General features: G+C 64.9%; 23 protein-coding genes and 1 tRNA gene. 18 read left to right on the top strand and 6 right to left on the bottom strand.

Features of this window, described 5'->3' with window-relative positions; genetic code table 11:
• The first annotated feature begins 36 nt into the window (after positions 1 to 36).
• From HWX25_RS10370 to tatC, 11 genes are all read left to right on the top strand, one after another.
• Positions 37 to 657, top strand: coding sequence for a MarC family protein (locus HWX25_RS10370; protein WP_059535640.1), 621 nt, complete (start codon positions 37 to 39; stop codon positions 655 to 657).
• Positions 654 to 1,295: an imidazole glycerol phosphate synthase subunit HisH gene (gene hisH / locus HWX25_RS10365; RefSeq protein ID WP_059535642.1), complete on the top strand. Its 642-nt coding sequence runs from the start codon at positions 654 to 656 to the stop codon at positions 1,293 to 1,295. The genes HWX25_RS10370 and hisH overlap by 4 nt, the downstream gene beginning before the upstream one ends.
• A gap of 175 nt (positions 1,296 to 1,470) precedes the next feature.
• Positions 1,471 to 2,226 (top strand): 1-(5-phosphoribosyl)-5-[(5-phosphoribosylamino)methylideneamino]imidazole-4-carboxamide isomerase, encoded by a 756-nt coding sequence (gene hisA / locus HWX25_RS10360; protein ID WP_059535644.1) that lies wholly within the window; start codon positions 1,471 to 1,473, stop codon positions 2,224 to 2,226.
• Positions 2,227 to 2,332: 106 nt separating this feature from the next.
• Positions 2,333 to 3,106 carry an imidazole glycerol phosphate synthase subunit HisF gene (hisF, locus tag HWX25_RS10355; protein ID WP_175908446.1) on the top strand — a complete coding sequence of 258 codons (774 nt, stop codon included), beginning with the start codon at positions 2,333 to 2,335 and terminating at the stop codon, positions 3,104 to 3,106.
• Positions 3,106 to 3,519 carry a phosphoribosyl-AMP cyclohydrolase gene (hisI, locus tag HWX25_RS10350; protein ID WP_059692364.1) on the top strand — a complete coding sequence of 138 codons (414 nt, stop codon included), beginning with the start codon at positions 3,106 to 3,108 and terminating at the stop codon, positions 3,517 to 3,519. Before hisF ends, hisI begins: the two co-directional genes overlap by 1 nt.
• Entirely contained in the window at positions 3,516 to 3,881 is a 366-nt protein-coding gene (locus HWX25_RS10345; protein WP_044845953.1) for a phosphoribosyl-ATP diphosphatase, read from the top strand. The genes hisI and HWX25_RS10345 overlap by 4 nt, the downstream gene beginning before the upstream one ends.
• A gap of 71 nt (positions 3,882 to 3,952) precedes the next feature.
• The gene (locus HWX25_RS10340; protein ID WP_059449807.1) at positions 3,953 to 4,345 is read left to right on the top strand and encodes a hypothetical protein; all 393 of its coding nucleotides are present in this window, start codon (positions 3,953 to 3,955) and stop codon (positions 4,343 to 4,345) included.
• A gap of 29 nt (positions 4,346 to 4,374) precedes the next feature.
• Positions 4,375 to 4,740 (top strand): histidine triad nucleotide-binding protein, encoded by a 366-nt coding sequence (locus HWX25_RS10335; protein WP_059820892.1) that lies wholly within the window; start codon positions 4,375 to 4,377, stop codon positions 4,738 to 4,740.
• Between the two features lie 93 nt (positions 4,741 to 4,833).
• A complete protein-coding gene (gene tatA / locus HWX25_RS10330) occupies positions 4,834 to 5,064 on the top strand; it encodes a Sec-independent protein translocase subunit TatA (protein WP_034183658.1) in 231 nt (76 codons plus the stop codon).
• Between the two features lie 26 nt (positions 5,065 to 5,090).
• Positions 5,091 to 5,621, top strand: a complete 531-nt coding sequence (tatB, locus tag HWX25_RS10325) for a Sec-independent protein translocase protein TatB (RefSeq protein ID WP_059535650.1) — start codon at positions 5,091 to 5,093, stop codon at positions 5,619 to 5,621.
• A 41-nt stretch (positions 5,622 to 5,662) separates the two neighbouring features.
• Positions 5,663 to 6,445: a twin-arginine translocase subunit TatC gene (gene tatC / locus HWX25_RS10320; protein WP_044845948.1), complete on the top strand. Its 783-nt coding sequence runs from the start codon at positions 5,663 to 5,665 to the stop codon at positions 6,443 to 6,445.
• Positions 6,446 to 6,671: 226 nt separating this feature from the next.
• On the opposite strand, the gene HWX25_RS10315 is transcribed toward tatC, so the two are convergent.
• Positions 6,672 to 7,877, bottom strand: a complete 1,206-nt coding sequence (locus HWX25_RS10315) for a Do family serine endopeptidase (RefSeq protein ID WP_059820893.1) — start codon at positions 7,875 to 7,877, stop codon at positions 6,672 to 6,674.
• A gap of 21 nt (positions 7,878 to 7,898) precedes the next feature.
• Between HWX25_RS10315 and HWX25_RS10310 the strand changes: the two genes are divergently transcribed.
• The 7 genes from HWX25_RS10310 to HWX25_RS10280 all read left to right on the top strand — a co-directional run bounded on the left by HWX25_RS10310 (position 7,899) and on the right by HWX25_RS10280 (position 13,039).
• On the top strand, positions 7,899 to 8,645 hold the full coding sequence (locus tag HWX25_RS10310; RefSeq protein ID WP_059535656.1) for a Nif3-like dinuclear metal center hexameric protein: 747 nt from the start codon (positions 7,899 to 7,901) through the stop codon (positions 8,643 to 8,645).
• A gap of 218 nt (positions 8,646 to 8,863) precedes the next feature.
• A complete protein-coding gene (gene petA / locus HWX25_RS10305) occupies positions 8,864 to 9,484 on the top strand; it encodes a ubiquinol-cytochrome c reductase iron-sulfur subunit (RefSeq protein ID WP_059820894.1) in 621 nt (206 codons plus the stop codon).
• Positions 9,484 to 10,866: a cytochrome bc complex cytochrome b subunit gene (locus HWX25_RS10300; RefSeq protein WP_059820895.1), complete on the top strand. Its 1,383-nt coding sequence runs from the start codon at positions 9,484 to 9,486 to the stop codon at positions 10,864 to 10,866. The genes petA and HWX25_RS10300 overlap by 1 nt, the downstream gene beginning before the upstream one ends.
• A 21-nt stretch (positions 10,867 to 10,887) precedes the next feature.
• Positions 10,888 to 11,646 carry a cytochrome c1 gene (locus HWX25_RS10295; protein ID WP_175908445.1) on the top strand — a complete coding sequence of 253 codons (759 nt, stop codon included), beginning with the start codon at positions 10,888 to 10,890 and terminating at the stop codon, positions 11,644 to 11,646.
• 94 nt (positions 11,647 to 11,740) lie between these two features.
• The gene (locus tag HWX25_RS10290) at positions 11,741 to 12,352 is read left to right on the top strand and encodes a glutathione S-transferase N-terminal domain-containing protein (protein ID WP_006400565.1); all 612 of its coding nucleotides are present in this window, start codon (positions 11,741 to 11,743) and stop codon (positions 12,350 to 12,352) included.
• 70 nt (positions 12,353 to 12,422) lie between these two features.
• Positions 12,423 to 12,944, top strand: coding sequence for a ClpXP protease specificity-enhancing factor (locus tag HWX25_RS10285; RefSeq protein WP_059449799.1), 522 nt, complete (start codon positions 12,423 to 12,425; stop codon positions 12,942 to 12,944).
• A gap of 19 nt (positions 12,945 to 12,963) precedes the next feature.
• Positions 12,964 to 13,039, top strand: a tRNA-Thr gene (locus tag HWX25_RS10280).
• Positions 13,040 to 13,115: 76 nt separating this feature from the next.
• Here HWX25_RS10280 and HWX25_RS10275 read toward each other — a convergent pair.
• The 5 genes from HWX25_RS10275 to HWX25_RS10255 form a co-directional block, all read right to left on the bottom strand.
• On the bottom strand, positions 13,116 to 14,144 hold the full coding sequence (locus HWX25_RS10275) for a tyrosine-type recombinase/integrase (protein WP_017424055.1): 1,029 nt from the start codon (positions 14,142 to 14,144) through the stop codon (positions 13,116 to 13,118).
• Positions 14,144 to 14,440, bottom strand: coding sequence for a DUF4224 domain-containing protein (locus tag HWX25_RS10270; RefSeq protein WP_244138759.1), 297 nt, complete (start codon positions 14,438 to 14,440; stop codon positions 14,144 to 14,146). The genes HWX25_RS10275 and HWX25_RS10270 overlap by 1 nt, the downstream gene beginning before the upstream one ends.
• Before the next feature lie 649 nt (positions 14,441 to 15,089).
• Entirely contained in the window at positions 15,090 to 17,885 is a 2,796-nt protein-coding gene (locus HWX25_RS10265) for a toprim domain-containing protein (RefSeq protein WP_175908444.1), read from the bottom strand.
• A 2-nt stretch (positions 17,886 to 17,887) separates the two neighbouring features.
• Positions 17,888 to 18,142: a hypothetical protein gene (locus HWX25_RS10260; RefSeq protein ID WP_175908443.1), complete on the bottom strand. Its 255-nt coding sequence runs from the start codon at positions 18,140 to 18,142 to the stop codon at positions 17,888 to 17,890.
• Positions 18,139 to 18,501 carry a hypothetical protein gene (locus HWX25_RS10255; protein ID WP_175908442.1) on the bottom strand — a complete coding sequence of 121 codons (363 nt, stop codon included), beginning with the start codon at positions 18,499 to 18,501 and terminating at the stop codon, positions 18,139 to 18,141. Before HWX25_RS10255 ends, HWX25_RS10260 begins: the two co-directional genes overlap by 4 nt.
• Positions 18,502 to 18,505 lie beyond the last annotated feature (4 nt).

Raw genomic sequence — 18,505 nt, 5'->3', positions numbered from 1 at the left:
CAACCTCACGGCTTCGGCGCGGCGCGCCGGCTTGCGATGGATCTGCTCAAATCGTTCATTTCGCTGCTGGCGCTGATCAACCCGATCGGCGCGGTGCCGTTCTTCCTGAGCCTGACGGCGCAGCAGTCGGACATCGAGCGGCGCCGCACGATCCGGATCGCGTCGGTGTCGGTGTTCTGCGTGATGACGGTGACGACGCTGCTCGGGCAGCAGATCATCGACTTCTTCGGCATTTCGGTCGGCTCCCTTGAAGTGGGCGGCGGCATCATCATGTTGCTGATGGCGATCAACATGCTGAACGCGCAGATCGGCAACACGCGATCGACGCCGGAGGAGCGCCACGAGGCCGAGCTGAAGGACAACATCGCGGTCGTGCCGCTGGCGATTCCGCTGCTCACGGGCCCCGGCTCGATCAGCACGGTGATCATCTATGCGGCGAACTCGCATCACTGGTATGAGCGAGCCGGGCTCGTCGCGATCGGCGCGGTCCTGGCTCTGCTGTGTTTCTTCGCGATGCGGCTTGCCGAGCCGATCGCGAACTGGATCGGCCGCACTGGCATCAACATCGCCACGCGGCTGATGGGTTTGATGCTGTCGGCGCTGGCGGTGGAATTCATCGTCAATGGACTGAGGGCGCTACTGCCTGCACTGAGATGAAAACTTCGATTGCGATTGTGGATTATGGGATGGGCAACCTGCGCTCGGTCGCGCAGGCGCTCAAGAAGGCCGAACCGGCCGCCGACGTGGCGATCGTCGATACGCCGGCCGCGATTCGCGCGGCCGACCGCGTCGTGCTGCCCGGCCAGGGCGCGATGCCCGACTGCATGCGCTGCCTCGGCGAATCGGGGCTGCAGGAAGCGGTGATCGAGGCGTCGCGCACGAAGCCGCTGCTGGGCGTGTGCGTCGGCGAGCAGATGCTGTTCGACTGGAGCGCGGAAGGCGACACGAAGGGTCTGGGCCTGTTGCCCGGCAAGGTCGTGCGCTTCGAGCTCGACGGCCGGCTGCAGGACGACGGCTCGCGCTTCAAGGTGCCGCAAATGGGCTGGAACCGCGTGCACCAGTCGCAGCCGCACCCGCTGTGGGACGGCGTGCCCGACGACGCGTATTTCTACTTCGTGCACAGCTATTACGTGCGCCCGGACAACCCGGCGCACACGGTAGGCGAAACGGCATACGGCGCGCCGTTTACGTCCGCGGTCGCGCGGGACAACCTCTTCGCGACCCAATTCCACCCCGAGAAAAGCGCAGAGGTCGGGTTGCGTCTGTATCGCAACTTCGTACACTGGAAACCGTGAACGTCGTGTGCGTGCCACAGTCGGCGGGCGGGAAAGGCCCGTTCGCAAGCCCGCTATTGGCGGGAACAGGCCCTATGCGCCGAAAGAGTTGTACTAAACTAGCGAGACGGCGCGGCACCGGTTTGGCCGGTACGCGCCGGATTCTTTTCATTTTCCACGACGACACCCGATTGCTATGTTGCTGATTCCGGCCATCGATCTCAAAGACGGTCAGTGTGTGCGCCTCAAACAGGGCGATATGGACCAGGCCACGATTTTCTCCGAGGACCCGGCGGCGATGGCCCGCAAGTGGGTCGATCTCGGCGCCCGGCGGCTGCATCTGGTCGACCTGAACGGCGCGTTCGCCGGCAAGCCGAAGAATCTCGAAGCGATCGAAGCGATCCTCGACGAAGTCGGCGACGAAATTCCCGTGCAGCTCGGCGGCGGCATCCGCAGCCTCGAGACGATCGAGAAGTATCTCGACGCCGGCCTCTCCTACGTGATCATCGGCACCGCGGCCGTGAAGGACCCGGGGTTCCTGCAGGACGCGTGCACCGCGTTCGCGGGCAACATCATCGTCGGGCTGGACGCGAAGGACGGCAAGGTCGCGACCGACGGCTGGAGCAAGCTGACGGGCCACGAGGTGATCGATCTCGCGCGCAAGTTCGAGGACTACGGCGTCGAATCGATCGTCTACACGGACATCGGCCGCGACGGGATGCTGCAGGGCATCAACATCGAAGCAACCGTGAAGCTCGCCCAGGCGGTCGGCATTCCGGTGATCGCAAGCGGCGGCCTGTCGAACCTCACCGACATCGAGAACCTCTGCGAAGTGGAGGAACACGGCGTCGAAGGCGTGATCTGCGGACGTGCGATCTACTCCGGCGATCTCGATTTCGCGGCCGCGCAAAAACGCGCGGACGAACTGAACGGCGAACTCGACGACGCCTGAGCGCGGTCGTTCCGTTCGCCGGGGTCGCCAGCAGGCGGCCCCGACCGGACGCCTCGCGCGAGGCGTCCGTAACCGGCCGTCCCATCGCGGCATTTGGCGCAACATCATGGCTCTAGCTAAACGCATCATCCCCTGCCTGGACGTGACTGCCGGGCGTGTCGTCAAAGGCGTCAACTTCGTCGAACTGCGCGATGCCGGCGACCCCGTCGAAATCGCCCGCCGCTACGACGACCAGGGCGCCGACGAACTGACGTTCCTCGACATCACCGCGACCTCCGACCAGCGCGACCTGATCCTGCCGATCATCGAGGCCGTCGCGTCGCAGGTCTTCATTCCGCTGACCGTCGGCGGTGGCGTGCGCGCCGTCGAGGACGTTCGGCGCCTGTTGAACGCCGGCGCGGACAAGGTCAGCATGAATTCGTCGGCGGTCGCGAACCCGCAGCTCGTGCGCGACGCGGCCGACAAGTACGGCTCGCAGTGCATCGTCGTCGCGATCGACGCGAAGCGCGTGTCGGCCGACGGCGAGGCGCCGCGCTGGGAAGTCTTCACGCACGGCGGCCGCAAGGGCACGGGCATCGACGCGATCGAATGGGCGCGCAAGATGGCCGAGCTCGGCGCGGGCGAAATCCTGCTCACAAGCATGGACCGCGACGGCACGAAGTCGGGCTTCGACCTCGCGCTCACGCGCGGCGTGTCGGACGCGGTGCCGGTGCCGGTGATCGCGTCGGGCGGCGTGGGCTCGCTGCAGGACCTCGCGGACGGCATCAAGGAAGGCCGCGCCGACGCCGTGCTGGCCGCGAGCATCTTCCACTACGGCGAGCACACGGTCGGCGAGGCGAAGCGCTTCATGGCCGACCAGGGCATTCCGGTGAGGCTGTGATGACGACGGAAACGAAATCCCCCGCGTGGCTCGACAAGGTCCGCTGGGACGACAACGGCCTCGTGCCGGTGATCGCGCAGGAAGCGTCGACGAACGACGTGCTGATGTTCGCGTGGATGAACCGCGAGGCGCTGGCGAAGACGATCGAGACGCAGCGCGCGGTCTACTATTCGCGTTCGCGCAAGCGCCTGTGGTTCAAGGGCGAGGAGTCGGGCCACGTGCAGCACGTGCACGAGGTGCGGCTCGACTGCGACGAGGACGTCGTGCTGCTGAAGGTCGAGCAGGTGTCGGGCATCGCATGCCACACCGGCCGGCATTCGTGCTTCTTCCAGAAATTCGAAGGTACGGTGGACAGCGGCGACTGGGTCGCGGTCGATCCGGTGCTGAAAGACCCCGAACACATCTACAAATGACGCAATCGACCGAAGACACGCTGCTGCGCCTCGCGGCCGTGATCGATAGCCGCAAGGGCGGCGACCCCGAACAATCGTACGTATCGCGCCTGTTCCACAAGGGCGACGACGCGGTGCTGAAGAAGATCGGCGAAGAGGCGACCGAAGTCGTGCTGGCCGCGAAGGACGTGCGCCAGGGCGGCGCACCGACGGCGCTGGTCGGCGAGGTGGCCGACCTGTGGTTCCACTGCCTCGTGATGCTGTCGCATTTCGACCTGAGCCCAGCCGACGTGATCGCGGAACTCGAGCGCCGCGAAGGGCTGTCGGGCATCGAGGAAAAGGCGCTGCGCAAGCGTCGCGAGCGCGAGGAAAACGGCGGGTGACGACGCGCAGCCTGCCGCGCCGACGCCAGTGCGGTAAGCTGTAAGAATTGTCATCTAACGGGGGTAGCATCATGACCGATACGCCGAGCCAGTTTCCGACACCGTCGGTGCCGGGCGCAGCGGACGCCGAGCGACTGAAAGGTCTGCGCACGCTGACGCACGTGCTGTACGGCCTCTACGCGATTCATTGGCTGACGGGCGGCGTCACCGGGATCATCGCGATCATCATCAACTACGTGAAGCGCGACGACGTGGCCGGCACGCCGTACGCCGACCATTTCGAGTGGCAGATCCGCACGTTCTGGCGCGCGCTGATCGCCTACGTGATCGGCTTCGCGCTGATGTTCGTGGTGGTGGGATTCGTCGTCATGTTTGTCACATGGATTTGGACGCTGTACCGTATCATCAAAGGTTGGCTGTATCTGAACGACAACAAGACGCTCGATCCGCAGGCCTGGTTCTGACCGGCGCGCGGGCGTTTCGCAGGAGCAACATGAGTCACGATCCGAATTGCCTGTTCTGCAAGATCGCGGCGGGCGAGATCCCGAGCACGAAGGTGCACGAGGACGACGAATTCGTCGCGTTCCGCGACATCCGCCCGGCGGCCGAGACGCATGTGCTCGTGATTCCGCGCCGGCACCTGCCGACGCTGTCGGCGGCGAGCGAGGCCGATGCGCCGATGCTCGGCCGGCTGATGCTGCTGGTCGCCCGCCTGGCCGATCAGCTCGGCGTTGCGTACACGGGGGGCGAAACCGGGTTTCGCACGGTGATCAACACGGGCCCCGGCGGCGGGCAGGAGGTCTACCACCTGCACGCGCATATCCTGGCCGGCCCGCGCCCGTGGTTGCGGATGGGTTGACGTGGCGGGGCGTTTCCCCGCATCGATAGTCGAAGCCGGCGTGCCGCCGGCGATTTGCGCCGCGACGCGGCGTGGTTGAGGAGAGGTTTCATCATGGGTGGATTGAGCATTTGGCACTGGCTGATCGTGCTGCTGATCGTCGCGCTGGTTTTCGGTACGAAGAAGCTGCGCAACATCGGCAACGACCTCGGCAGCGCCGTGAAGGGTTTCAAGGACGGCATGAAGGAAGGCGAGACACCGGCGGACGCGCAGCAACTGCCGCGCTCGGGTTCGGTCGACGTCAACGCGAAGGAAACGACGCGTTCCGACTCGAACAAGGCGTAACGCCGGCACGCTGACAGGCATTCGCGATGCTGGATCTCGGTCTTTCGAAGATGGCGCTGATCGGCGTCGTCGCGCTCGTGGTGCTCGGCCCCGAGCGCCTGCCGCGCGTCGCGCGTACGGCCGGCGCATTGTTCGGCCGCGCGCAGCGGTACATCAACGACGTGAAGGCCGAGGTCTCGCGCGAAATCGAACTCGACGCGCTGCGGACGATGAAGACCGATTTCGAGTCGGCCGCGCGCAATGTCGAGACGACGATTCACGACAACCTGCGCGAGCACGAGAAGGAACTGAACGACACGTGGAATTCCGCGGTCGGCGGCCTTAACGAAGGCTCGGTCGATGCCGGCACGTACGGCTCCGACACGCCCGCGGCGCCGTCGTGGCGCGGCAGCACGGCCGCGCTCGCGCCGAAGCGTCGCAACTGGCGTGTGAAACAGGCGGCGACGCCTGTCTGGTACAAGCGCGCGACGACCCGCCGCACGCACGTGCAGTCGGGCGCCGCGCGTGTCGCGCGCCATCAGCCGGCCAGCCTGCGCCGGCCGACGCGCTTCTTCTGAGTCGAGCGCATGCTCGCTCGTCAATCCTACCGAGGGCCGGTGTGAGCGACCCGCAGCAGAATCCGGGCGACGCCCCGGAAGAAACCTTCATTTCCCATCTCGTCGAGCTTCGCGATCGCATCATTCGCGCGGGGCTGGCCGTGATCGTCGTGTTCCTCGGGCTCGTGTATTGGGCGCCCGACATCTTCCGGCTGCTCGCGCGGCCGCTGATGGAAAACCTGCCGAAGGGCGGCAGGATGATCGTGACCGACGTCACCGGCTCGTTCTTCGTGCCGATGAAGGTCACGATGCTCGTCGCGCTCGTGATCGCGCTGCCGATCGTGCTGTACCAGATCTGGGCGTTCGTCGCGCCGGGGCTGTACCAGCACGAGAAGAAGCTCGTCGCGCCGCTCGTCGGCAGCAGCTACGTCCTGTTTCTGTGCGGGATGGCGTTCGCATACTTCCTCGTGTTCCCGACGATCTTCCGCGTGATGGCGCACTACAACGCGCCGCTCGGCGCGGAGATGTCGACCGACATCGACAACTACCTGAGCTTCGTGCTCGGGATGTTCATCGCGTTCGGGGTCACGTTCGAGGTGCCGATCGTCGTCGTGCTGCTCGTCCGGATGGGCGTGCTGACGCTGAAGAAGCTGAAGGAGATGCGGCCGTACGTGATCGTCGGCGCGTTCGTCGTCGCGGCGGTCGTCACGCCGCCGGACGTGTTCTCGCAGCTGATGCTCGCGCTGCCGCTCGTCGTGCTGTTCGAGATCGGGCTGCTGGCCGCGCGCTTCTTCGTGCCGAAGCCGACGGAAGAACCCGAGGCGGAGAACGGTGCCGCAAGTTGATGAAACGCGGCATGCGGCGGCCGGCATGAGGGGCGCCCTCGATGCGACCTCTTGACGACGTTGAAGCTGGACGAGTGATCGGGCGGTGCAGGTGACGGGGGCGAACGCAGCTCCGTCACCGCGACGAAGGGTCGTCGAAGCAAAGCAAAAGGGCAGCCGATCAGGCTGCCCTTTTGCATTTCCATCGTTGACTGGCAAGTGGCGCCGATACGCCGCCCGCCGGATGTCACTCGCTGTCGCTGTCCTGTTCGTCGAGCGTCTGCTTCGGCGGCGGCGGGCGCTTGCCGATCACCACGCTCACGTCGAACTCCTTGCCCTTGCGCACGACGTGCACCTTGGTCGGCGTGCCCGGCTTGATCTGCGCGACGGTGTTGAGCAACTTCGTCGTGTCGGTGATGTCGTCGCCGTTCACGCTCACGAGGATGTCGCCCGGCTTGATGCCGGCCTTGTCGGCCGGGCCGCCCTGCAGCACGCCCGCGACTATCGCGCCCGACTTCTGCTGGAGCCCGAACGATTCGGCGATTTCCGGCGTGACGTCCTGCGGCTCGACGCCGATCCAGCCGCGCGTGACCGAGCCCGTCGTGATGATGCTTTCGAGCACGGTGCGCGCGGTCGACACGGGGATCGCGAAGCCGATGCCGAGCGAGCCGCCCGAGCGCGAGTAGATCGCCGTGTTGATGCCGAGCAGGTTGCCGTTCACGTCGACCAGCGCGCCGCCCGAGTTGCCGGGGTTGATCGGTGCGTCGGTCTGGATGAAGTTCTCGAACGTGTTGATGCCGAGGTGATTGCGGCCGAGCGCGCTGATGATCCCCATCGTGACCGTCTGGCCGACGCCGAACGGGTTGCCGATCGCGAGCACGACGTCGCCGACCCGCGACTGGTCGGAACGGCCGAGCGTGATCGTCGGCAGGTTCGTCATGTTGATCTTCAGCACGGCGAGATCGGTTTCGGGGTCGCTGCCGATCACCTTCGCGGTGGCCGTGCGGCCGTCGGCGAGCGCGACTTCGATCTGGTCGGCGCCGTCCACGACGTGCTGGTTCGTTAGAATGTAACCTTCAGGGCTCACGATAACGCCGGAGCCAAGGTTGGCGGCAGGTTCGTCCTGCTGCTTGCGGGCGTTGCGGTCGCCGAAGAAGTAGCGGAACAGCGGATCCTTCGCGCGCGGATCGGGCGGCAGCGAGCCATCCTTGCTGGAGAAGACGTTGACGACGGCGGGCATCGCCTTTTGCGCGGCCTCCGCGTACGACGTGGTCGCCGGTGCACCGCCGATGCCCGGCGCGACTTCACGCAGCGCGACGATCGGCGTGGCGAGCTGCTTGCCGAGCTGTCCTTGCCGTTGCAGCCATTGCGGCTTGAGCGTCACGACGATGAACATCAGCGCGAGCAGTACGGTCACCGCCTGCGCGAAGAACAGCCAGAAGCGTCTAAGCATCTGAATGGATTAGAGGTTTATATGGATCGGATCGAACTTGAATTGTACTTGAACAATACCCTTGAAACCGCGCGCTTCAAGGACTATTGCCCGAATGGCCTTCAGGTCGAGGGGCGTCGCAAGATCGAGAAGATCGCCACCGGCGTGACGGCGTCGGTCGCGTTCCTCGAGGCTGCGCTCGAATGGGGGGCGGATGCGGTGCTCGTCCATCACGGCTATTTCTGGCGCAACGAGGCGCCGCAGATCACGGGCCGCAAGTACCGGCGCCTGAAGCTGCTGCTCGCGAACGACCTGAACCTGTTCGCGTTCCACCTGCCGCTCGACGCGCATCCCGAGTTCGGCAACAACGCGCAGCTCGGCGAGAAGCTCGGGTTGATCGGCGAGCAACGTTTCGGCGACGGCGATCTTGGCTGGATGGCCACGCTGCCGATGCCCGTCACGCTCGAGCACTTCGTCGCCAAGGTCGAGCGCACGCTCGGCCGCACGCCGCTCGTGCTCGGCGATCCGGAGATGCAGCTGCGCCGCATCGCGTGGTGCACGGGCGCGGCGCAGAGCTATTTCGATGCCGCGATCGACGCCGGCGCCGACGTGTTCCTGACCGGCGAAGTGTCGGAATCCGTCACGCATGCATCGGCCGAGAGCGGCGTCGCGTTCGTTGCGGCAGGGCACCATGCGACGGAACGCTACGGAATCCAGGCGCTTGGCGCCCACTTGTCCGAAGAATTCGATATCGAACACCTTTTTATCGATATTCATAATCCGGTCTGAACGACGGATTTGCGGCGGCGCATCGAAATTCCACAATGTAGCGGATGCTTAAAAGCGAAATGATTTAATCGCTCCGATAGTGGGGGAAAACCCTTAACTATCAACTACTTCGAAGGGATTTTCATCTCCGGGCCTTGTAAATGGCGACTCCATTCGCGCAAACTAGCGGCGGAATGAAAAGTCGTGACGGAAAATCCAACTCAGAAGTGGGGCGTGTGATGCGAGACAAGGAAGAAAAACGCGTCGACAGCGGCCGCCGTACCTGGCTGATTGCGACATCCGTAGCAGGTGGCGTGGGAGGCGTAGCCACCGTCATACCTTTCGCGGCGTCGCTTGCGCCGTCCGCGAAAGCGAAAGCGGCCGGCGCTCCGGTCGAGGTCGACATCAGCGGCCTGAAGCCCGGCGAGATGGTCACCGTGCCGTGGCGCGGCAAGCCGGTCTGGATCCTGAACCGTACCGATGCCATGCTGGCCGACGTCGTCAAGGCCGACAAGGAAGTGGCCGATCCGACCTCCGAAAAACCCTATACGATGCCGCTGCCCGCGTATTGCGCGAATGAATATCGCTCGCGGGCCGATCGCAAGAACATTCTCGTCGTGATGGCCGTGTGTACGCACCTCGGCTGCACGCCTAGCCAACGCTTCACGCCGGGTCCGCAGCCGAACCTGCCGGACGACTGGCCGGGCGGCTTCCTGTGCCCGTGCCACGGTTCGACCTACGACCTCGCCGGCCGCGTGTTCAAGAACAAGCCGGCGCCTCAGAATCTCGACATCCCGCCCTACATGTTCACGTCGGCGACGACCCTCGTGATCGGCAAGGACGAGAAAGGAGAAGCGTGATGGCTGCCGACAACAAAGAAGTCTCCACGACAGGTGTCACCGGCTGGATCGACCAGCGCTTCCCGCTCACGTCCACCTGGAAGAAGCACGTTTCCGAGTACTACGCGCCGAAGAACTTCAACTTCTGGTACTTCTTCGGCTCCCTCGCGCTGCTCGTGCTCGTCAACCAGATCGTCACGGGCATCTTCCTGACGATGAACTACAAGCCCGACTCGATGCTCGCGTTCGCGTCGGTCGAGTACATCATGCGCGAGGTGCCGTGGGGCTGGCTGATCCGCTACATGCACTCGACCGGTGCATCGATGTTCTTCGTCGTCGTGTACCTGCACATGTTCCGCGGGCTGATGTACGGGTCGTACCGCAAGCCGCGCGAGCTGGTGTGGATCTTCGGTTGCGCGATCTTCCTGTGCCTGATGGCCGAGGCGTTCTTCGGCTACCTGCTGCCGTGGGGCCAGATGTCGTTCTGGGGTGCGCAGGTGATCGTGAACCTGTTCTCGGCGATCCCGTTCGTCGGCCCGGACCTGTCGTTGTGGATCCGCGGCGACTACGTCGTGTCCGACGTCACGCTGAACCGATTCTTCGCGTTCCACGTGATCGCGATTCCGCTCGTGCTGGTCGGCCTCGTGATCGCGCACCTCGTCGCGCTGCACGAAGTCGGGTCGAATAACCCGGACGGCATCGAGATCAAGGCGAAGAAGGACGCGAATGGCATTCCGCTCGACGGCATCCCGTTCCATCCGTACTACTCGGTGCACGATTTCTTCGGTGTCTGCGTGTTCCTGATGGTGTTCGCGCTGATCGTGTTCTTCTCGCCGGAGATGGGCGGGTACTTCCTCGAGTCGAACAACTTCGTCCCGGCGAACCCGCTGCAGACGCCGCCGGAGATCGCGCCGGTCTGGTACTTCACCGCGTTCTACGCGATGCTGCGCGCGACCACCGACCCGTTCAAGATCGTGCTGATGATCGTGATCGCGCTGCTCGGCGTGCTCGCGCTGATCCGCGCGCGCGGCAAGTGGAAGGTCGGGCTGCCGGTGCTGGCCGCCGCGATCGTCGTGTTCATGTTCCTGACGGAATCGAAGTTCTGGGGCGTCGTCGTGATGGGTTCCGCGGTGATCACGCTGTTCTTCCTGCCGTGGCTCGACCGCAGCCCGGTGAAGTCGATCCGCTACCGGCCGCTGTTCCACAAGGTGTTCCTCGGGATCTTCGTCGCGGCGTTCCTGATCCTCGCGTTCCTCGGCACACGGCCGCCATCGCCGGTCGCGACGCTGATTGCGCAGGGCTGCGCACTGATCTACTTCGCGTTCTTCCTCGGCATGCCCGTCTGGACGCCGCTTGGCACGTTCAAGCAGCCGCCGGAACGGGTGCGCTTCAAGCCCCATTAACGTGAGCGAGGAGAGAACGACATGAAGAAACTGCTTTCGACGCTCGCGCTGATCGGGGCGACGGCCATGGCGCTGCTGGCGGCGCCGGCCGTGCGCGCGGAAGGTAATTTTCCGCTCGACCGGGCGCCCGATAACACGGAAAATCTCGTTTCGCTTCAGCACGGCGCGCAATTGTTTGTAAACTATTGCCTGAACTGCCACAGCGCGAACCTGATGCGCTACAACCGTCTGACGGATCTGGGCATATCCCAGAAGGAGATCGAAACGAATCTCCTGTTCACGACCGACAAGGTCGGGAACACGATGTCCGTCGCGATGCGGCCCGAAGACGCGAAGAACTGGCTCGGCACCTCGCCGCCCGACCTGTCGGTCGAGGAGCGGGCGCGCGGCCGCGATTGGCTCTACACGTACCTGCGGAGTTTCTACCGCGACGATACGCGGCCGAGCGGCTGGAACAACGCGGTGTTCGAGAACGTTGGCATGCCCCATGTATTGTGGCAACTGCAGGGGCAGCGCACTGCCAAATTCGAAGACAAGACGGACGAGGAGACGGGCGAGAAGGTCCACACGCTCGTCGGCTTCCAGCAGGTCACGCCGGGGACGTTGTCGTCGCCGGACTATGATGCTGCGGTGGCCGACCTGGTGGCCTATATGACATGGATGTCCGAGCCGGCCCAGCAGACCCGCAAGCGCCTCGGCGTGTGGGTGCTGGTCTTTCTCGGTGTCCTGACTTTCCTGGCCTGGCGGCTCAATGCCGCGTACTGGAAAGATATCAAGTAAACACGCCTGACCGGCGTGGGGCCGGCGCAAGGCGGAACCCGTGAAAGGGGTTGCGCCGCGTGCCGGCCCTCGGCTTTTTTGAGGAAACGCAAATATGATGGTTCTGTATTCCGGCACAACTTGCCCGTTCTCCCAGCGTTGCCGGCTGGTGCTGTTCGAGAAGGGCATGGATTTCGAGATCCGTGACGTCGACCTGTTCAACAAGCCGGAAGACATCTCGGTGATGAACCCGTACGGTCAGGTGCCGATTCTGGTCGAGCGCGACCTGATTCTGTACGAATCGAACATCATCAACGAATACATCGACGAGCGCTTCCCGCACCCGCAACTGATGCCGGCCGACCCGGTGCAGCGCGCACGCGCACGCCTGTTCCTGCTCAACTTCGAGAAGGAGCTGTTCGTTCACGTCAGCACGCTCGAGAACGAAAAGGGCAAGGCAGCGGAGAAGAACCACGAGAAGGCACGCCTCGCGATCCGCGATCGCCTGACGCAGCTCGCGCCGATCTTCGTGAAGAACAAGTACATGCTCGGCGAGGAGTTCTCGATGCTCGACGTCGCGATCGCGCCGCTCCTGTGGCGTCTGGATCACTACGGCATCGAGCTGTCGAAGAATGCCGCGCCGCTGATGAAGTACGCCGAGCGGATCTTCAGCCGTCCGGCCTATATCGAAGCACTGACGCCGTCCGAAAAGGTCATGCGTCGTTGATGGTGCAATGAGTGCATGACGGAGCGGGCGCGCGGCGTGCCGCGTGCCTGCTCCGGGTTCGAGGATTGTGATGCAAGAGATTTCAACGAAACCTTATCTGCTGCGCGCGCTGTACGAGTGGTGCACCGATAACGGTTACACGCCGCATATCGCGGTGAGGGTCGACAACTCGACGCGCGTGCCGCGTCAGTTCGTGCGTGACGGCGAGATCGTGCTCAACATCAGCTTCGAGGCGACGAGCCAGCTGCAGATGGGTAACGAGTGGATCGAGTTCACCGCCCGGTTCTCCGGGAAGGCGCACAAGATCGAGATTCCGGTGGCCAACGTGCTCGCGATTTACGCGCGGGAGAACGGGCAGGGGATGGCGTTCCAGGTCGATGCGGTGGCGGGCGAGGGCGAGGATTCGGGCGCGTTCGAAGACGATGCCGAGCAGGCCGACGACGCGCGACGCGACGAGTCGCCTGCGGTGCTGACGCCGGTTGCCGATCACGGCGCGAACGAAGAGCCGTCCGAAGGTGCCGATGAACCGCCGAAAACCGACGGCGATGGTTCGAAAGGCGGCAGCAGACCTCGCCTCAAGATCGTGAAATGAGGTAGAATCTCGCGCTTACGCCGGCTTAGCTCATCTGGTAGAGCAGTTGATTTGTAATCATCAGGTGGCGGGTTCGAGTCCTGCAGCCGGCACCATATCCAGCAAGGGGTTACGCGATGTTTGCGTAGCCCCTTCGCGTTTCCAATACCCCCCTCACGTTTCCAATGCGCGTCAGCGAGACGGTTTAACCGGCCGTGCGCCTCGCACGTAACGCGCCGTCATGCCCGGTCCGCTGTGACCCGCCAGGCGTTGTCCGGCCTCCAATCCTTCATCGATCGTCTTGTGCGTCACGCCGCGCGCGCGGAGATCGCGGAACTGAAACTTCGCCTTGTCGATACCGGCCCGCTCGCGTGCCTTGTCAAAGCGCGATCGCAGCTTGCCCTTCGTGAGTGGATAGCCTTCCTCGTCGCGCAGCAGGTAGGGCGAGACGTCGACCTTCGAACCACGCCAGGCCAACAGCCGTTCGATCAGCGCCGCGAGGTCGCCGGTGATTTGTACCGTAACGAATGCGCCCGTCTTCTGCGTGCGGAAGATGAGGTTGCCGCGCACGATGTTGGAGCGCTGCACGCGCAGGACGTCCGAAGGGCGTTGGGCGCAGAGGTCGGCCAGGTCCATCGCGTTGCGTAGCGGCTGGTCGGCCACAGTGTAGACGGCAGCATATAGCTCGTCATCGATGAGGATGTCCTGCCGCCCGGTCTCCTTCTTCCCGCGCACGCCGGCGCACGGGTTCGCGATCGTCATCATGCCCCACAGCCGCCCGCAGTTCAGGACCAGCGACAGCACGGCCTTCGTGCGGTTCGCTGTCACGACGCCGCGCTTCTCTGCCGTCGCGCGCCAGATCGTGGCGACGTCGGCCGGCGTGAGCGTGTCGAGCTCGCGAGCGCCGATGACGGCTGCGAGCCTGGAGAGGAACAGGTCGTACATGCGTTGCGTCGCCGCAGATTTCTGCGGCAGCTCGCGTATGCGGTAAGCCTGCTCGAGCATGGCGAACGTGTGCCGCGTCGTTTCCGACGATGGTGCACGAGCGCCTTCTAACTCGGCCCAACGTTGGAGTGCGACGACGCGATCAGTGCCGAGCGGCTCGAGAATGCGCCGCCCGTCCACCTCGCCGTGATCGTAGTAATAGCGCAGCGAGCCGTCCGCGTTCTTGCGCGAACGGAAGCGCGGGATTGCACCTGGAGTTTGTGCTTTGCCCGCCATCACACGGCGCCGAGATTGAGCGACGTGAGACCGGTCGGCTGCGGTGTGCGCGCTTGTTTAGATTCAATGATTCCCATTTGCTTGTCGTGGTAAGCGCGTGCGACCAACACGCGGCCGTGCACATCGACGACATGCGGCCAACCCTGCCGAGCGAGCCACAGGATTTGGCGCGCGCGTTGCGGCGTGCCGGTCAGTTCGCGCAGTTCTTGTCGGCCGAGGTACGCGCCGGTGCCGCGCTGCGAGCCGCGACGTGAATATTCTTGCATGGTGATTTTCAACGCGTAAAGAGGGGACACGCAGAACAACTTGTGGACTCGTGGCTAACGTGAATATCGAGGGTAAGTCGTTGATTTGTAATGGTTGCGTACGCCACTAGTTGCCATGAAAAACACGTGGCAGCCCCTTCCGACTCGTGGCCTAAAAAATAGGCAGCGTCCGCAACTCGTGGCAAAACGCACACGACTCGTGGCATGGCGTCTCGGTCAATTCCTGCCCTTTCTACGTATTCTTTCTTCTTCTTTTTCAATGAATTAGAGAGAAGAGAAAAAGGGACGGCGGCGGCCGGCGCAAATACCGGACTAGTGGCAAAAACGCATCGACTAGTGGCAATTCGAATGCGATTTATGGCGGCACTCTTCTCAACAATCAAAGACTTACGAGCGGACTGCCCCGAAAACCACGATTCGCGTGCGCTGCCTGCCCGTTCCCCGTGGAAAAACCGGCTCGCGCGCCCCCTCTCCCTCAAGGGCTGCGTAGTTGCCCGGCCGTTTCGACTCGCGGGGGGGACGGGGGGAACCGGACAGCACGGCGGCCGCGTGACGGCGCGCGCCGATTGCTGCGCGCATCGACGCACACACCTAAAACCCGAATACAGGGCCGCTACGCGGCCAGAAGGAATGAGGGAATGGGTACGGCCGCACGGCGGCCGCATCGGCTGCGAGCGGGTCATGCTCGCCCCCTCTGCTCGGTCGCGTCGGTGGCCAGGTCTTCGCGGACGGACACGTGCAGACCGAAGCCGGCCAGGCGGTCCAGTGAGATCGGGGTGAGGTACGGCACGCGCCGCGTGTAGATGCGCCGCTCGACTTCCTTCTCGCCGACTACGACGCCGGCGTGCTTGAGCTGCGCCTTGAACACGCGGTCGGATTTCACGGGCAGGCCGTTCCACTTGTCGCGCAGTGCGCTCGTGTGGGCGATGTGGTCCATCACGTGGCCGGTGCGCAGCAGCAGGCAGAACTCGCCGTCGACGGTATCGAACGTGAACGGGTGCTTGTAGTTGCCGCCGTCGATCTCTGACAGCACGGTTTCCATGATCCAGACCCACGGCTCGCGATCGGCGCTCGTCTCGGCGACGTGGCCGTTCATTTCGGTGAGCAGGTCGCGCGGAAAATCTCCTTCGCTCGGGTCCATGCCGGCGAACTCGCACAGGTAGCGCCAAGCGAGCGCGACGGCCGCATAGTTGCCGGCCATGCGCTTTGCGCCGTCGTCCTCGCCGCTCGCGCGGCAGTTGGCCAACGCCTTGTCGCGCAGCGTCGCGTACTGGTCGGCCACGGCGCGCTTGTCCAGGCCGGCGAGGAATTCGAGCCACTGTCGAACCGGGAAGCGCGGCAGGTCGTCCGGCATCAGCGGGCCGCGCTTGCCGGTCAGCGTTGTGCGCACGAGCTTGCCGAGCAGGCTGCGCACGGGCACGTCTTCGCCGGCCAGCATCACGGGCGCGCACAACAGGTATTCGGTCATGTCAGTGCCGCGACGTGTCACGGTGTACTGGTAGTTCTCCTGCAGCAGGCCGACCGCCTTGTCGATCACGTCCTGCCGGCGCGCGGACAGCTCTTCCCATCCGACCGGGTGGCTGGTGTGGCTGATGCTGGTCAACAGGCGGAACTCGGTCTGCAACGACTGCCCGGAAAACATCGTGAACGCGAGCGTGCGCTCGAGGCGCTTGATGAGCGTCGACTTACCCGCTCCCTTGTTCGCCTGGATCGTGATGTGCGGCCAGAAACCGAGCAAAGCCTTCAGGTGGCCGCCGAGCGCCCACACGAGCGGGATCGTCGCGGCGTTCTGTTTGAACGTCGCCTGGTACGCGGCGATGACGCGGCGCGCGTCGCTGGCCGGCCCGGTCGGGAAGGTCAGGTTGTGATACGGGCACTGCTTGTCGGCTTCGGTGAAGTAGCAGTCGGGGCCTTCGTTGACGATCAGGCGGCCGTCGCGCCAGGCGAGCCCGACGAAGTTCGCCGCCTGGCGCGCGCCGAGGTCTGCGCCACGTTCCAGGATGTTCACCATCCGCTTGAACGGCGCCGGCGCCCAGATCGGGCCGAACTTGCCCCACTGGTCGACGTTGTGCAGCTGGTCGTCGAGCATGACGCGACGCGTGAGCTGCGCGCCGTGACGCGGCGCCTGGACCGACACGGCGAAGTAGACGGTGGGCGCCTGGTCGGCGTCGCCTGTCATCGTCGACGTCGCGCTCGCGACCGAGACGCGGCTGATGCCGGCGATGCGAAAGCCGCACAGGTCTGTCATGACGGGCGTTTCGACGCCGGATTCCTCGTTGCGGTCCATCTTCGAGATGTAGCTGGTGAAGTCCGGCCGGACGCGGAAGCGCCAGTACTGCGCGAAGTCGTGCGACGGCAAGAAGATGCGCGGCCGGCCGCGACGCGTGGCGTCGCCGGCGAGGCCGGCGATGAGCCAGGGCTCGAGCTGCTCAAGCGCCCGCGACAGCTCGAGCGGGCCACGCAGCTGCAGGTAGTCGTTGACATCGTTGATCGGTTTCGCGGTCTTCTCTCCGTCCGCGAGATCGGCCAACCAGCCGGCCTGGTCGACGAGCATCGCGCTGATGTTCAGCGCCGTCAGTCGTTCGTAGAGCGCCCACGCAGCCTCGGGACCAGGACGGCGGCCGGCGCGCGGGTGACCGTCCGCAAACGGCTCGTCGTTGTCCAGGCAGATCACGACCTGCTTGCCGCGCAGGAACGTGAAGTCGATCCCGTCGACGTTCGCCAGGCCGCGTAGCGCCAGGGCGGCGGCGCCAGGCATTGCGCAGGTGTCGATCGACAGCGCATTGATCGCGCTTTCGACGATGAACACGCGCTTCGCCTTGTCGAGCCGGCGAAGGTCGGCGGTCCAGCCGTAACCGGCCTTGTCGCCCTGGGTCTGCGTCTTGACGCCGCCATTGAGCGCCGGATCGACGTAGCGCATGTCGACGGCGACGACGCGGCCGTCGCCCGGTGCACGCACGATGAACGCAGCGGCCGGGCCCGCGTGGCCGACTTCGCCGGCGGCAACCTTCGAGCTGGTCCACGTGTTGAAGCCGAGGGAGCGCGCGGCGATCGCGGCGTCGATCGCCGCGGCGGAAATGCCGCGGCCGCCCAGGTATTCGCGGACCTGGTCGCGCTCGGCCAAGCACCGATCGGCGATGTATTCGACGGTCGTTTTCTCGCGACGCTCGGCCGGCGCCTGGCGGTCGAGCGGGATGCCGTACGCGTCGTGCAGATAGCGCACCGCGTCGGCGACGGTGCCGCCGCGCGCGTGGATGACCAGGTCGATACACGAGCCGCCGACGTCGGCGCTGTGGTCACGCCAGCCGGTGCCGTGCTTGGGGTGGTTCACGTAGATCGACAGGGACGGGCTCTTGTCGTCGTGCTGCGGCGAGTGGTACAGCGCGCGGTCGCCGCCGCGACCTCGCTTCAAGCCGAGGCGGTCGGCGAGGTCGTGCAGGTCGATGCGTTGTTTCAGTTCGTCGATCGTGGCCATCGTTATTGCTGTTGCGGTTGATGCAGGGAAAGAGCGGCCGGGTTGCCGGGTGTCGCGGGGCTGTCGACGAGCGCGCGCAGCGCGCCGGCCGACGCCGGGAAGCCGAGCGCCAGGCGATCGCCGAGCACGCTGACGAACAGCGCGAGCACTGCGACGCGCTGCAGGCCGCCGGGTTCGTGGTCGAAGCGCAGGGCGTCGGCCGCCGCCGCGATGGAGGCCGCGAGCGCGGCGTCGTGAGGGGTAGTGGTGTGCGTCATGCTGCGGCGCCTCCGAGGATGTCGTGGTGGTTCTGCTGCAGGCGTTGAACGGCGTGCTGCAACTCGTAGCGCGCGGTCATCGCCTCGTCGAGCATCTGGCGCAGACGATCGCGGTTGCGCTCGACGTTGGACGTCGCGGCCGCGAGCGCCGAAGTGCGCGTCGCGCCGTGGCCGACGCGCAGACCAGAGGCCAGATGCGTGACAACCCATTTTTCAGGGTGCCCGTCGCGGACGTGCGGCTCGGCGTGGATGCCGAACGAGGCGCTGGCGTTGTTCGGGATGACGACGTGATCGCCGGCGACGGTACACAGGCCGGCCGATGTCAGCAGCTCGTAACGGATGGTGGGGGCGGTCGTCATCAGA

The sequence above is a fragment of the Burkholderia sp. BCC1640 genome (assembly GCF_902833125.1).
Taxonomy (GTDB): Bacteria; Pseudomonadota; Gammaproteobacteria; order Burkholderiales; family Burkholderiaceae; genus Burkholderia; species Burkholderia diffusa.
This window is presented reverse-complemented; position numbering and strand designations above follow the sequence as displayed.